This window comes from Chitinophaga sp. (assembly GCF_035761305.1).
Taxonomy (GTDB): Bacteria; Bacteroidota; Bacteroidia; order Chitinophagales; family Chitinophagaceae; genus Chitinophaga.
The window spans coordinates 15116-29487 of record NZ_DASTRI010000070.1 but is presented as its reverse complement, the minus strand read 5'-3'; the positions used below and the strand labels follow the sequence as shown (position 1 = coordinate 29487).

Sequence of the window (14372 nt, the reverse complement as noted above, 5' to 3'; positions counted from 1 at the left end):
GTGGTTATACAGTTTACAGTATCTGTTACGCTGATCATCAGCACGCTCATTGTTTACCGGCAAATACAACATGCACGCAACCGCCCTGTAGGTTATACACGCGAAGGCCTGATTACCGTGGATATGAACACGCCCGATATACAGGGCCATTATAACGCGCTCCGGCACGACCTGCTGCAAACAGGCGCCGTAGCCGATATGGCGGAGTCGAACAGCGCGCCTACAGAAGTTTATTCCAACAACATCGTTGACTGGGAGGGCAAAGATCCGGGCCTTACTGTAAGCCCCGGCACCATTGCCGTTTCGCACGACTTTGGCAATACCGTTGGCTGGCAGATAAAGGAAGGACGTGATTTTTCACGAAACTTCGCATCCGACACCGGCGCTTTTATATTGAATGAGGCAGCTGTGAAACTGACCGGCTTTAAAGAGCCGGTAGGCAAGGCTATGAGGTGGTTAGGAAAAGATCATGTGATCATAGGCGTAGTAAAGGATATGGTAATGGAATCGCCCTACCAGCCCGTGCGCCCTACTATTTTTCACCTGAACCCCGACTGGGCGCGTTTAATAATAGTGCGGGTAAAACCCAGCCTTTCCATACGGGAAGGACTGACCGGCATAGCACCGGTATTCAGGAAATATAATCCCCGCAGCCCTTTTGTATATAAGCTCACCGACGATGAATATGCGCAAAAGTTCAACGACGAAGAACGTATCGGCAATCTCGCCACCTTTTTTGCAATGCTGGCCATCTTTATTTCCTGCCTGGGATTATTCGGGCTGGCATCGTTTATAGCAGAACAGCGCACCAAAGAAATAGGCATACGAAAAGTATTAGGCGCATCTGTATTCAACCTGTGGAAACTGCTGTCTAAAGATTTTGTAGCGCTGGTCATTATATCCTGCGCCATCGCCATTCCACTGGCAGGTTTTGGCCTGCAGCAATGGCTGCAGCAATATGAATACCGTACTACCCTCCCCTGGTGGATTTTTACGGCTGCTGCCGCCGGCGCGCTGGCAATCACACTATTAACGGTCAGCTACCAGGCTATTAAAGCCGCGGTCATGAACCCGGTGAGTAGTTTGAAAACGGAGTGATAATAATTAAGAATGAATAATGAATAATGAATAATTAAGGGACGGGATAAGTTTCAATATACTTTCAACTTTAATTTGTCGTCGGAAAACCTTTTGACAAGCAGCTTTGAAACAAACGGCAGGAACATCAGGTTGACTATGACATTTCGCATCCATATTCCCAGCCTGCTTTTTGGAACAAATGATTTTGCAAAGTTCTGGGCTATTTTTTGTTTGTCGTCAATAAAAGGTTTGAAAATGTGCTGATACTTTTGAAATGCAATTTTGTGATCTCCGTTTGCTTCTTTTAGCTCACCTGCCAGAATATATGCTCCCACCATAGCAAGTGTAGAGCCTTGTCCTGATAACAACGACGGGCAATCGCAAGCATCTCCCACCAATGTTACGCGGTCTTTTGACCAATCATTCATCTGTATCTGGCTTACCGCGTCAAAATAAAAATCAGGGGCTGCATCCATTTTTGAAACCAGGTCGGCGCATTTCCAGCCGATGTTTTCAAATTCGTTCCGCAGCACCTGCTTTTGCGCTGCTATATCCTGGTATTGATATGACAATTTTTGAGGGGAGGTAAAAATGAAAAAGGTGGTCGCTTTATTTTCATTGGTTAAATAAACGGCGGCTTGCTTACCCGGAACATTATACATCTGGTAGGCGTTGTTATCAAATGCCGCATCTTCAATCGTGTAGGAAGAGGTGTAATAACCATAGTATTTTTCAAACTGCGCCTCATTTCCGAACACTAAGCCCCGCACATTTGAGTGCAGCCCGTCTGCGCCAACAACCAAATCAAAGCTGCGTTTATTCCCGCTGCTGAACGTTACGGTTACGGCATCTGCATGCTGTTCAATTTTATTAATCGTGTCCCCGAAAATAATTTCAACATCGCTGTCAAGATGCTTGTAAATAGCCCTGGCTAAATCACTACGAAGCAAAGTAAACGCGCGATTGTTCATTACCTTCACAATCTGTTTGTAATTCAGCCCGCCTTTCCGCTTATTGTTTTCATCAACGAAAGTGAGCTCGGCTATTTTAAGGTCGGCTTTATCAAGATCAGGTAAAATACCCATTCTTTCCGCCACGTCAAATCCCGCACCCCAAAAGTCAATAGCATATCCTCCTTCACGTAACTTTGGCGCATGTTCTACAATAGTGGGGTTAAAACCGAATTTTTTGAGCCAAAATGCAAGTGTGGTTCCGGCAATTCCTGCTCCTGATATTAAAATGCTCTTATTGTTCATTAACTGTATTGTTTAATGACATAGTGAATGTACATACGCGCGCAGCACCTCATTCAGCTTGGCCGTAGCGGCACCGGGCCGGCCGTTCCCTACGGGCGCACCATCCAGTTGCAGCACCGGTAAAATGTATTTGGTGGTGCTGCAGATGAACACCTCTTTGGCCGTCCGCAATTCATCCAGCGTAACATCGCGCTCCGCTACTTTATAGAGGTCCTGCGCCAGTTGCAGCACATGTTTGCGCGTAATGCCCTTTAATATATTGCGGCCCGGCGTTACAACCGTATCATCTTCCGTTACTATAAAAATATTTGCGCGCGGGCATTCCGTTACCAGGCCATGGCGGAAATACAGCAGGTCATCTGCCTGCTGCTGTTGCACTAAAGGCTGCAGCCAGATGGCCATAAGGTAGTCAATAGTTTTTATTTCCGGCAGCTGCCGCTGATGATTGTAGCTAAGCAGGGTTAATCCTTTTTCAAAGGCATCTGCCGCCAATGGAGATAATGGCTGCTGGGTAATAACCAGGTTGGGTGAGGTGATGCTGTAGCCATCCCCCGTAATGCCGCCGGTGCATGAAATGCGGATGCCTGCATCGGGAATGTTGTTCCGCTGTATAAGCTCATGAATAACCGCTTTCAGCGCGGCAGGACTTTGCCGCACCGGCAGCCGCATCTGGTCTGCGGATTGGTAAAAGCGCCGCAGGTGATCGTCCAGGAAAACCGGTTTGTTATGAACGGTTTTAAAGAAGTCAAAAATGCCGTAGCCCCGTTGCAGGGCCAGGTCGGCAACAGGCAGGGCCGCTGCAGCAGCTGGTACAAAACTATCGTTGATAAAAACAACCGGCTGATCCATTGTATAGATTTTCCGGCAAGATAATGTAGCTTTTCCAAACACGCCAATCATTGATCATTTTACGACAGGTATATCCACCCGGTTATAATTACACTTATCTTGGAAGAAATTTCCAATACAGTATGGATCTGCAAAAAGCACTGGTGAAAAACCTGCTGGCCTACGCCGTACAGCGGGAGGTGCCTGCCGCACAGCTATGCGCGCTGGCCGGCCTTTCCCTGGACGATGTGCAGGGAAAGCAACCCCTTAACATAACACCCAAGCAGCTCAACGACCTGTGGCGGAATGCGTGCCATCTCAGCGGCGATCCGCTGTTTGGCCTGCACCTGGGCGAGTCTATGCAGGCGCCGGCCCTGGGCATGGTAGGCCTCATTATACAGCATAGCAGCACTATTGGCGAAGCGCTCACGCAGGCTGCCTCCTACACCCACCTTATCACCGACCTGTTTGGCATGCAGGTTACACAGCATAAGCAAAGCGTTACCGTGCAGTTTATTCCTTATAAAGACGGCGTGCAGGAGCGCAGCTTTGCCTTTCAGCAAATGATGGACCTGTTCATGGCCTATACCCTGCATGAAATGGACGGGCTGGTGCTGCAAACCATCCGGCCCAAGCTGGTAAAGCTGCCCTTCCACAGCCATAGTGAGGCAGCGTACCGGCGCGTGCTGCGTTGCGATAACCTTAAAAAATCAAAGGAATATCTCATTGAGTTTGATAAGCAGCACTGGGACATCCCGGTACTCACGGCCAATTACGAAATGCAAAGCCTGTTGCTGCAAAAGATAGGTGCTGTTGATGATAACCTTGCAAACATCCCCAGCCTGCGCGCCCGGCTAAGCACCTACCTGCTGGCCAATGCATACCTGGGCATTCCCTCCCTGGAAGACCTGGCCGCCAATTTTAACACCAGCGCCCGTACGCTGCAGCGCCGCCTGCAGGAAGAAGGCATTACCTACCAGCAGCTGGCGGAATCTGTGCGCAAATCCCTGGCGCTGCACTACCTGGAGTCCGGCAGCTATCCTATCAAAGAAATCTCGTACATACTGGGATATAATGAGCTGAGCGCGTTTACCCGCGCGTTCAAAAGATGGACCGGCAGCAGCCCGGCAAACTTTAAATAGATGTGCGGATATGCAGATATGCACATCTAAAACAGCTCCAGCTGCCCTCCCGGCGGCGGCGCCGCCTCTCCGAAGTTGGATAGTCCAATGCCCAGCAGCCGTATCTTGTTGTCTTCGTAAAAGGCGGCGGCCATCAGCTGCCGCGCGGTGGCCTGTATGGTAGCCACATCATTTACCGGAAACGATAAGGAAAGATTACGTGTAATGATGCGGAAGTCGCTGTACTTCACCTTCAGCGTAATGGTGCGGCCTTTCAGGTTGTATCTTACCAGGCGGTTATGTACGGTCAGGGCCAGCTTGTCCAGCTCCGCGTACATTTCTTCCAGTGTGGTAAGGTCATGGGGAAAGGTATCTTCCGCGCTCAGTGATTTGGTTTCGCGGTGCGGCTCTACGGGGCGGTCGTCAATGCCCCGCACAATGCGGTAATAGAAGCGGCCGGTTTTACCAAAGTGCTGTACCAGGTCCGACTCCGACAGCTTTTTCAGGTCGGCGCCGGTATGCAGCCCCATGCGCTGCATTTTGGAGGCGGTTACCCTGCCCACGCCATGAAACTTTTCTACCGGCAGCTTTTCCATAAACTGCTCCACGGCCGATGGGCCAATGAAGGTGAGGCCGTCCGGTTTCTGCATATCAGACGCTATCTTGGCTACAAACTTGTTCACAGATACGCCGGCCGATGCTGTCAGCCGCAGTTCGTCCTTAATGGCCTGCTTGATCAGCTTAGCCACTTCTATGGCGGAGCCTATGCCCTGCTTGTCCTGCGTTACGTCCAGGTAAGCTTCGTCCAGTGAAAGCGGCTCTATCAGATCGGTATAACGGTGAAAGATCTCGCGTATTCTGCGCGATACCTCTTTGTACACATCAAAGCGCGGCCGTACAAAAATAACGTCGGGGCATAGCTGCTGCGCCCTTTTGGACGGCATGGCAGAACGCACTCCAAATTTCCGCGCCTCATAGCTGGCAGTAGCCACTACCCCGCCCCGCCCTTCGGGCGAGCCGCCCACCGCAATGGGCTTACCGCGGTATTCGGGGAAATCACGCTGCTCTATGGACGCGTAAAACGCGTCCATATCAATGTGGATGATCTTGCGGAGCGGTGAAGACGGTGTTTGCATGTGGCGTGTACAAATATACGCCGGTTCGTATTAAAGGCTATATAGCCAACCCTCTAAAACACCTTTAACGCCGCCCTGGGTTTGCAGCCATAATGCCAGCATTTAATGCCCTGCCGGTTATTATTAAACCGGTCATTAGGCGCATAACCGGCTGCTGACCTGGTTTCATCATAATACCCATCGCTGGAGTAAACTGCATGATACGCATTGTATGTAACCAGGTGCTGGCCGGCGCCCAGGTTAGCAGCGCCTATATTCCTGAACGTTACGCCCAGCAACCGGTTTACACTGGGCGTATTATAACCGTTCAGCAACCTGGAGAGGGCCTTTTCATAGGTGGGATAATTCCACAACCGCTGGTTCATTTTCACCATTACAGCAAAGCAGGTGTCTGCATATGCCCGGATGCGCCTGGCCTCCGGCAATGCCGATTTGCTCACAAAACCATTCTGCCTGGTTGCTTCCCTTATCTGCGCATAGGTAACGGTAAAGGTGGTATCGTTCCTTAATGTTACAGTGATCAGGCTATCAACGTTGTTCTGCCGGTAGGTAAATACGTTCCCTACGCCAAAGGTGCCTATACAGGCCTTTATTAGAGCTATGGAAGCGCAGTTGCCGCCTCCGTTTACATTCCCCTGTTTAAAGGCATTAAACAGCAGGTTATTATCAGGCGGGGTTTGGCCTTTTGCCGCAGCAATGCCCATCAGCAAAAGGCCGGTGATCAGGTACTTCATGTTATTCATCTTTTGTTTTGGTATAAAAATTCAGTACAGGAATATCTACGAGTACAGATAAGCTGAACCGCAGGTAAGTATTGCCGGAATAATCGTTGCCCTCCACGGCCACCTTCCGCAGGTTAGGCCCAACCTGCGCGCCCAGGTTCACTGATACCGGGCTTTTGGGAATGCCCAGCGAGAAGAACAGCCCGGGTGAAAAAATGTCCTTCAGCTGAATGCTGGGCACTTCGTTCACCGAATCGTTCTGCGTTCTGAAGGCCGCTACTGCACCCAGGTCTACAAAAGAGAGGAAGGCAGAATACGACCAGTGGTTTTTACCGGTACTAACGGCCACGCCTATGGGCACGGTAAGACCGTAAGCATTCAGCTTGAATTTTTTATCGCCTTCCAGGCCAAGTATGCGCTCATACCCTGCAAACAGGCCCGCATAGGCATTCAGGGAAACATTAAAGGCCGACTCGCGTTTTATGCGGGCCGAGCCTGCCGGCAGCGCAAACGCCTCAATAGCGTCCGATACTTCACCCGGTGTTTTGGCGTCTGCCACCGTGGCCATGAAAGTGCCGTAGCGGAAAAGGCCTTTGGTGAGCGAATCAGTAGCCCTTGCGCGGTGCAGCTGCCGCTGCAGCGCTGCTGAATCCACGGCCGTAGTGGCGGCGGCAAGCCTGGTATTCAGCTCGGCAATGGTAGCTGCAAGGTCTTTGTTGCGCACCAGGGCATATATCCTGGCGGCATCGGTAATGGCTGCGGTGTATTGGCCGCGGTTGGCATTCACTATTAGCGTGGCCGACGCCCTGGCGGTTTCAAAGTAAACAGAGAAGTCCCTTTTAAAACCGGGTTGTGTAAGCCCCGGCAGCTGCGTTACATAGGTAGCCTGTTCCAGCAGCCCTACTGCTGCCTGGAAATAGGTGTACAGCTGCTCTATCTTCAGGGAATCGCCGCCTTTGCTATCGTATGTTTTTACCAGGTTGTTCAGGCTTTGGGCTTTTACTGCCAGGGCAGAGAGGTAGCTATTCCAGGCCTGCAGGTTATTAAAAATGGAGGCATTGTTCAGCGTGGCCAATACATCAGTGGTGGCGCCGCCTGTTTTAAAGTTGAGGGTTTTAAACCGGTGCTTACCATATTGGTACAATAACCCCAGGAAATACTTTGTTACTTTTTCATTGCCGAATACACGGCGCACCATTTCAGGATTTACCCAGTAGGTGGTGTTGTCGTCTGTATTATTCCGCAATGCGAATGACAGCAGCTGTATGATCTGCACCGATGTTTTAAAGTTGGGGTTATCATTGCCAACGCCGGGTATATTCCTGCCGAAGTGTTCCAGCAGGCTGGCATCGTACCGGTCAATGATCTCGGCGGGATGCACGCCGTAACGCAGGCTTTGCGCAATATACACGCCGCTGCGCAGGCTGGCGTTCAGCTCGGGGTGTATCTCAAAGAACACGGGATGGTTGTCGATAATGCCGGGCAGGTTATCTGTCAGCTGGGCTATATCGTTCTTAAAGGCATTTTGCAGGGTTTGCAGGTACCGGTTGTAGTTGTAAATATCTGTACCTACAAAGGTCAGCGTTTGCCAGGTATCGGGGAAAAGCGTGCGGATGTCTTCATACTCCGTTTTGGAAATAAATTCCTGGAAGCGTTTGAAAAAAGCAACATTCAGCTCCTCTTTTGCCCGTTTAATAATAAAGTCGGTAGTGCCCAAAGCCAGGGTGGTTACATCCAGGCCGCCTACGCCTTGCAGAAAGCTGGTAAGGGGATTGGCGTTAGCCTGTGCGCCCTTCTTTCCCGCTTTATCATCAACCAGGTCCCGCAAATGGATATTTCCGTTGTAAGCAGTGGCAACCGCGCTCCAGTTCTGCTCTACCCCGGCATAAAAGGCCAGTATGTCCAGCGCTTCTTCCCTTGAGGTGCCCAGGGTTGCCAGCTTAATGGCATCGTTGATCATGGCGCCTACCTTATTCACTTCAACTGCTGCCTGTGGCGCCGGCTTTCCGCCCTGGCCGGCCGGCGCAGCATCTTTGGGCCCGTTGCTTGTGCTAACATTACTGCTAACCGTTAAAGCCTGCGGTAGTTTAACCTGTATGTGCTTCCATTTGTTTTCGGCTATATATACTTCCACATCAAAGTTGTCTGCCAGCCGCTGGCCGTTTAATTCCCTGCCGGCAATATCCAGCGGGCTACCCAGGTCACTGCGGGAAAGCGTGATGGAATCCCGGTTACCCAGCTTATTTACGAGCACGATCTTTTTAACGATGTTTTGGTTGTCCGACAGCTGCAGCTGTAAGTCCCCTGCCTCAACAGGCCCCACCGTACTATTATTATTGTAATTAAAACCTATATCGGCCAGATGAGGTCCGTTCACTACTATCTTCAGTGTGTTGTTGCCCTGGGAAAAAGCGGGGCTAAAGGCGCCAGCTATCAGCACCAGCAATAAAAGGCTAATTGTATGTTTCATGGTCAGGCAAATGATTTTTCTTTGTGAAGATTAAAAAAGTTGGAAAGTTTAATGGCATAAGTATAGTGGTCGTCACCGGCTATGATCATCCCTACGGCTTTATGGTGCGTGTCAAATAAAAGGGCGCCGGAGTTGCCCGGCTGAGATACCGGTAATTCCGTATCTGCATCTTTCATGAGCACCAGCACATCCTGCACTATGCGCGACCGGTCGTCATAATCGATTTGCACCTGCTCACATACGGTATACAATACGCCGGTTACCACCTTTTCTTTTATAACATCATAGAACCGCAACGTGCAATGTGATTTAGCGTCTTCCGCTACTATGGGCCGGTGCAGCAGCCCGGCGGGCAGCTTCAACGCTGTTGCCAGCCACTGGTTGGATTGTACAGATGCTTCCGGCGTGCAGCGTGCAAGACCATAGTCCAGTGTATCAAGTATGCCGCCGGCTTCCAGCTCGGCCAGCAGGCTGCCCCTGTCGTCTACAATAGCGGGATGGTCAAGGGTAATGGCATCCAGCCGGGTATCGCCCCGCAGCACATGCCAGCACGATAAAACAAACTTGTCTTTATTGGTGGCGTCCTTTAGTATGCAGCTCAGAGAACCGTAAGCAATGTCAATATTATCCCGGTTGCCTACGGAATGCGGGGGCAGCTCCCGCACGTGCGATACCGGTATGCCGCTCACCACCACCTTTAACCACTCCGGCTGGTCTGTAATGCCCAGTTTTGCCAGCAGCTTCCTTACCTCCGGCTCAGCGGCTGCTTCGGTCACGTTTACCTGTACCCTGCATTCGCCCTGCCGGTCATAGTAGCTGAAAACAGCGCGTACCTGCGGCAGCGCCATCAGGCCTGCACGATACTTCCATACAAATTCATCCTGCACGTTGGCAAACAGCGGTATAACAGGCGTGGGCACTATAACAGCAGGTTTAGCGGCAGCAGGCAGCAACGGGTCTGTTACGGCCACTACGGCTGTTTCGGTGGGCTCGGGCCTTACGCCGGCTCCGCGCAGGTTCACCAGCTTCTTTAGCAGGTCAAACCAGAAGGGCGCGCCTAAGGACAGCATCAATGCCGTGAGCAAAAATCCCAGCCAACGGTATTCACTAAGCGTATGCGTAAAAATATACCACAACCTGCAACCGCTGAAAGGCCCCGGCCCTTGCAGGGATGTTTGCTTTTTATCGTCCACAACAAGCGCGGGAATGCCGGTAAACTTTTCCCCGGTAAGCTGGTTAATGGTGTACAGGTTGTGCTGCTGCAGCGAGGCCAGTGAGCGCAGCTCGGCGCTGTCGTTAGCCAGCACTGTTTTCCTGGCAGCCAATAGCTGCTGCAGCCGTTTGCTCTTTTGGCGAAGGCTGTCTATATACCCGGTGTCCTTTACGTTTCTTTCCAGCGCTGTCATTACAGCATCGGTAATTTCCCGGTCGGCGTGTTTTATTTCCGGTTCCAGCGTTTTCACCGCCAGGCGGTCTTTTCCTGCTTTTACCCGCAGCTCGCTGTCGGCCTGCCTTACCGATGCAGCCGCAGCGTTCCATTCATACACCTGTTTCCGCAATGCGCTATCTACATTGTATGTTACGGGTGATGTTTGCCTGTTAAAATTCCATCCCATGCCCAGCACCAGGCGGGCATCGCTTATATCCCGCTGCAGGTGCGCATAGCCAGCGTCAAGTATTGCAGCGCGGTGTGCGCTGTCGTTGGCAGCCACTGTTTTTTCAATGGCGGTGTCTTTTGCAATGGCAATGCTCATGGCCACCAGCTGTTCCCTGGCCTGAGGGTCGCGCGCCAGCAGCTTTGCAATACGTATGCTGTCAATGTTAAACACCATGGCAATCACCAGCCCCAGTACCAGCAGCAGCGCCTGCATTTTACGTTTGTACCAGCCGTTGGTGCGGTCCATGGTTTCGTTGTACCATTTCCGTAACCCTTCCTTAAACGCTTCCGTATCGCCGCCGGCTTCGCGGTAAATGCTGCGGATGTTCTCTGCCGTACGCCGTTGCATATGCAGGGTATTCAGCTGCAGCGCGGATGCGATCCTTTCCTTATCGTCGGCGCCCAACCCCATTTCAATAAGCATGCGGATGAGCGTACTTACAAAATACACGTCGGTGATATAAGCCGGGCGCATTTCCGCAAACAGTGAGCGGCGCTCCACTTTTGCCAGGTATTTAATGGAAGGATGTTCATAAAAGCGGCCGGCCAAACTGCTCTTAAAATGCCGGTTCGGCAATAGCAGCAGCCAACGCACCGCATTTACCAGGTTATTCCAGCCATTGTGCCACCGGTTCCTGCGTGCATAATAGCCGTCGTTGAGCATTCTTTCCAGCGCTACCCGCAGCAGCACGGAGCGGAGGTTCAGGGATGTAGCCAGCATTTCGCTCAGGATGGAGGCTAACAGGCTATAAAGCAGGTATATGAGCGTTAAGCCTATTACCACGTTTACACCAGGGGAGTCAAACACAGCTAATGATTTTAAGTGAATAATTGAATTTATCTGTTATCATATTCCTTACAGCTTCACCAGGTTATTCCGTATCGCATACATGGCCAGTCCTACGCGGGTTTTCAGGTTCAGCTTTTCGCACAGCGCATCGCGGTAGCCTTCTACCGTGCGGGTGCTCAGGCACATCAGGTCTGCTATTTCCTTGTAGGTAAGCTCGGTACAGGCGTATTTCAGGAACTCAAGCTCCCGGTCGTTCAGGTTGGCAAAAACAGCGGTGGCGTTTTTAGGCTCAAACAGCCCGGTAATGGAGCGCAGCACTTTTTGCGTTACCAGCTCGTTGTAAAAGTACCCGCGCGACAGTACCTCATCAAAGGCCAGCTTCAGCTCTTCCGGCTCGGCGTCTTTAAGGACATATCCTTTAGCGCCGGCTTTGATCATTTTAATGATGGCTGTTTCCGCGTCCATGGTGCTCAGGGCCAGCACCTTCGTATCGGGGTAATGTGCGCTCAGCCATTCGGTGGCGGCATAACCGTCCATTACCGGCATGTGAATATCCATGAGCATAATGCCGGGCGCCGGTTGGCTTTTCAGCCGGTCCATCATGTCCTGTCCGTGTGCGGCGTCCAGCGTTACGCGGTAGCGCGGCAGCAGGTTAATGAGCGCGGCAAGCCCTTTCCGGAACAGGGCATGGTCATCTACAATGCCAATTGTTTTTACATCATTCATCTGCTGATATTTATTGCATAGTTGTTTGTAATGGCAATGCTCCCCTTCATTCGTACGGCGCATTGATAGTAATAACCGTGCCTTTGCCCGGCGTGCTGCTGATAACCGCTGCGCCGCCTACCAGCCTGGCGCGGCTGGTGATGTTCTGCAGTCCCAGCCCCTGATGTTCCCCTGTAAGCGATGTATCAAATCCCCCGCCGTTGTCCTGTATGGTAATACGCATGCTTTCCTGCTGGTATGTAAATACGATGGCCGCAGTGCGGGCGCCGGCATGTTTAATAATGTTCTGCAATGCTTCCTGTATGATCCTGAACAGTATCAGCTTCTTTTGCCCGTCTATTGCATGCGGCGGGCCTTCTTCGCTAAGGTGGCAGTCCAGCAGGCCTGCGCGGTTAATGCGGTCCAGCTCATGCCGGGTCATGTCCGGCAGGCTAAGCCCTTTGGCACGGTCGGTGCTCAGGCTTTTGGCAATGTCGCGCAGGTCGGCCAGGGCTTTGCCAATGCTTTCTTTGGCGTCTGCCACCAGCGCGGGGTTAAACCCGTCCGATTGCTCCAGGGTGCTTAGCTGCACCTTTGCCAGGCTTAATATCTGCCCTACGTTGTCGTGTATCTCCTGGCTGATGTTGTTGAAGATACTCTCCTGTATTTCCAGCTGGCTTTTCAGCAGCTGCTCGTTAAACTGTGTTTGCAGCAGCAGCTTTTCTTCTATGAACCGCTTTTTCCGGCTGTTGTAATAGGCTACCAGCAAAAAAATGAAGAAGCCCAGCAACAGGAAAAAGATAATGGCTATCACCATTCCGGTAACAATCTTGTAGTTTTCCATCGGCATATAAAAGCGATTATCAGGCTAACATAAAATATCACGTTTAACAGGCTGTTCACCGGGCCGTATACATCTATCTTTGTGGCCTGGTACCAGGCGCCTAGCTCTTCCAGGAACAGGTACAGCAGCGCATTTCCCATGGAGGCAAACAGCAGCCCGTTAGCCAGCCAGAAGTACGGATCCCGGAAAAAATCATGATAGGTATCTTCCCGCAGGCTCCGCAGGAAAAAGGTGCAGCATATGAAGGCCAGCACCAGGTCGCCGGCTGCCTCCGAATAGTAATTGTACGTCCACAATCCCTGCCACCACAATAAATTGGCGGCGCCCGTTGCCAGGAAACCAACGGCGCCGGCGTGCATCCATGTACGGTAGTGCCGGAATACGCCGGCCGTGGTAAAGAATAAAATAAAGAACGATATATTCACCAGCATCAGGATGTTAAAAGGCAGCGCATTATTGTGCATGCGCAAAAAGGTGTTCAGGTACCAGCCGCTTACCTCCGTGCAAATGGTGAGCAGTACCAGCGGAATAAATACCCGCCATATGCCCGTGCGCTTGTTCAGCAGCAGCACAGCTGCGGCAAAGGCGCACAGTTCTGCAATGTTGGTAACATGAAAGTATGTAAGCAGCTTATCCATCGGTATTATCAGGGTGCGGCAGGTACCGGCGCTTTGTAGTTAGGGCAGTTGGTGGAGGGCGGGCAAAGCTGCCCGTTATCCACTATTTGCTGTTCGCGCTGGCAGCTGGTACATTGGCCCCTGGCATGCTCCCGGTTACTGAAACCATCGGTATTTTCCAGCGGTAAAATATGTCCCTGGTTATCTGTAAAATCAAACCATACAAAAAGCCGTTTGCGGAGCTTGCCTGCGGTATCGCCGTATGCCGCAAACCGGGCAATAAAATCTTTGCTGATGCTCACCGGCTGCTGTGCTATGGTATGCATATAGCACTGTTCCTGTATCAGCTCATGCAGGTCTTCCCTGCAGTACGTAATAGCGCGTGTGTCTGTATACCTGTTATCCTCCCTGTTTTCATCTGTGCTGTCCCTGACGGTTCGCCACAGCTTTCCCAGCATATTGCGCGAAAAATTCCTGTGCCAGTTTTTAAATACGCCTTTGCGCAGCTTAAAAGGCTTCGGATTGCCCGGGTTAAAAGGTATACCCGTTTGAAAGGTAAAATAACCAAGATCTTTCAGCCGCCCCCTGGCCGCCTTTGCCGGCGCAAACACCAGCGTTAATTTATTGCGGGCGCCATTGGGCGCATGCCGGCGGCCCCTGGGTCCATAAGCGCAGATGTATATATGCAAACAGGCGTAATCCGCTCCGTACCTGCTTTCAAAGTATTCCATCATGCCCAGGAAATTACCCAGGTAAAAAGAGTCGGTTTGAGGAATGTGAAAAGCATCGTCCAGCACCTGCTTTTTGCGCTGTTTAAAATTCTGCAGCAGGGCATCGTCCTTTGGCGCCCACATATACGGCTTGGGATGATTGGCAGCAGCGTCGCATTGCGCCTGTGCTGTTATTGCCGGGGGAATCATGACCATGAGTAAGGTCACTATCTTTCTAAAGGGATAAAGGAGCTTGATTTGCATATCAGTTGATTTAGAGGGTGTGTTATGTTACCGGATCAAAGTTGCGCCATTAGCAGAACGCCAGGTAGGGGTAAAACCCGGATTATAGCTGGGGTTTTTACGGAGGTAATATTATTGAACGCGGTATAAAGGGATTTGCTCATCAGGGGGCAGTTACGGTATAGTGATTAGT

At 51.3% G+C, this 14372-nt stretch carries 12 protein-coding genes; 2 read left to right on the top strand and 10 right to left on the bottom strand.

The features are described 5' to 3' along the window. Positions 1-1098: ABC transporter permease (locus tag VFS25_RS06595; protein ID WP_326461335.1), on the top strand; the 1098-nt coding region annotated here is incomplete at its 5' end. A gap of 53 nt (positions 1099-1151) precedes the next feature. Here VFS25_RS06595 and VFS25_RS06590 read toward each other — a convergent pair. Together VFS25_RS06590 and VFS25_RS06585 are read right to left on the bottom strand one after the other, a co-directional pair. Next, the gene (locus tag VFS25_RS06590) at positions 1152-2336 is read right to left on the bottom strand and encodes an FAD-binding domain (RefSeq protein WP_326461334.1); all 1185 of its coding nucleotides are present in this window, start codon (positions 2334-2336) and stop codon (positions 1152-1154) included. Between the two features lie 12 nt (positions 2337-2348). Further along, positions 2349-3185, bottom strand: a complete 837-nt coding sequence (locus VFS25_RS06585) for an aminotransferase class IV (protein WP_326461333.1) — start codon at positions 3183-3185, stop codon at positions 2349-2351. Between the two features lie 122 nt (positions 3186-3307). Here VFS25_RS06585 and VFS25_RS06580 point away from each other — a divergent pair, with 122 nt between their 5' ends. After that, positions 3308-4306: an AraC family transcriptional regulator gene (locus VFS25_RS06580; protein WP_326461332.1), complete on the top strand. Its 999-nt coding sequence runs from the start codon at positions 3308-3310 to the stop codon at positions 4304-4306. A gap of 26 nt (positions 4307-4332) precedes the next feature. On the opposite strand, the gene dinB is transcribed toward VFS25_RS06580, so the two are convergent. The 8 genes from dinB to VFS25_RS06540 are packed head-to-tail and all read right to left on the bottom strand — an operon-like array spanning position 4333 to position 14200. Continuing rightward, complete coding sequence (gene dinB / locus VFS25_RS06575; protein WP_326461331.1) at positions 4333-5421, bottom strand: DNA polymerase IV; 1089 nt, start codon at positions 5419-5421, stop codon at positions 4333-4335. A gap of 53 nt (positions 5422-5474) precedes the next feature. Continuing rightward, on the bottom strand, positions 5475-6155 hold the full coding sequence (locus tag VFS25_RS06570) for a hypothetical protein (RefSeq protein WP_326461330.1): 681 nt from the start codon (positions 6153-6155) through the stop codon (positions 5475-5477). 1 nt (position 6156) lies between these two features. Beyond that, complete coding sequence (locus tag VFS25_RS06565) at positions 6157-8613, bottom strand: hypothetical protein (RefSeq protein ID WP_326461329.1); 2457 nt, start codon at positions 8611-8613, stop codon at positions 6157-6159. A 2-nt stretch (positions 8614-8615) separates the two neighbouring features. After that, a complete protein-coding gene (locus VFS25_RS06560; protein WP_326461328.1) occupies positions 8616-11078 on the bottom strand; it encodes a hypothetical protein in 2463 nt (820 codons plus the stop codon). Between the two features lie 48 nt (positions 11079-11126). Continuing rightward, positions 11127-11786: a response regulator transcription factor gene (locus tag VFS25_RS06555; RefSeq protein WP_326461327.1), complete on the bottom strand. Its 660-nt coding sequence runs from the start codon at positions 11784-11786 to the stop codon at positions 11127-11129. Positions 11787-11832: 46 nt separating this feature from the next. Then, the gene (locus tag VFS25_RS06550) at positions 11833-12609 is read right to left on the bottom strand and encodes a sensor histidine kinase (protein ID WP_326461326.1); all 777 of its coding nucleotides are present in this window, start codon (positions 12607-12609) and stop codon (positions 11833-11835) included. Next, positions 12576-13247, bottom strand: coding sequence for a hypothetical protein (locus VFS25_RS06545; RefSeq protein ID WP_326461325.1), 672 nt, complete (start codon positions 13245-13247; stop codon positions 12576-12578). Before VFS25_RS06545 ends, VFS25_RS06550 begins: the two co-directional genes overlap by 34 nt. Before the next feature lie 8 nt (positions 13248-13255). Beyond that, complete coding sequence (locus tag VFS25_RS06540) at positions 13256-14200, bottom strand: hypothetical protein (protein ID WP_326461324.1); 945 nt, start codon at positions 14198-14200, stop codon at positions 13256-13258. Positions 14201-14372: the final 172 nt, after the last annotated feature.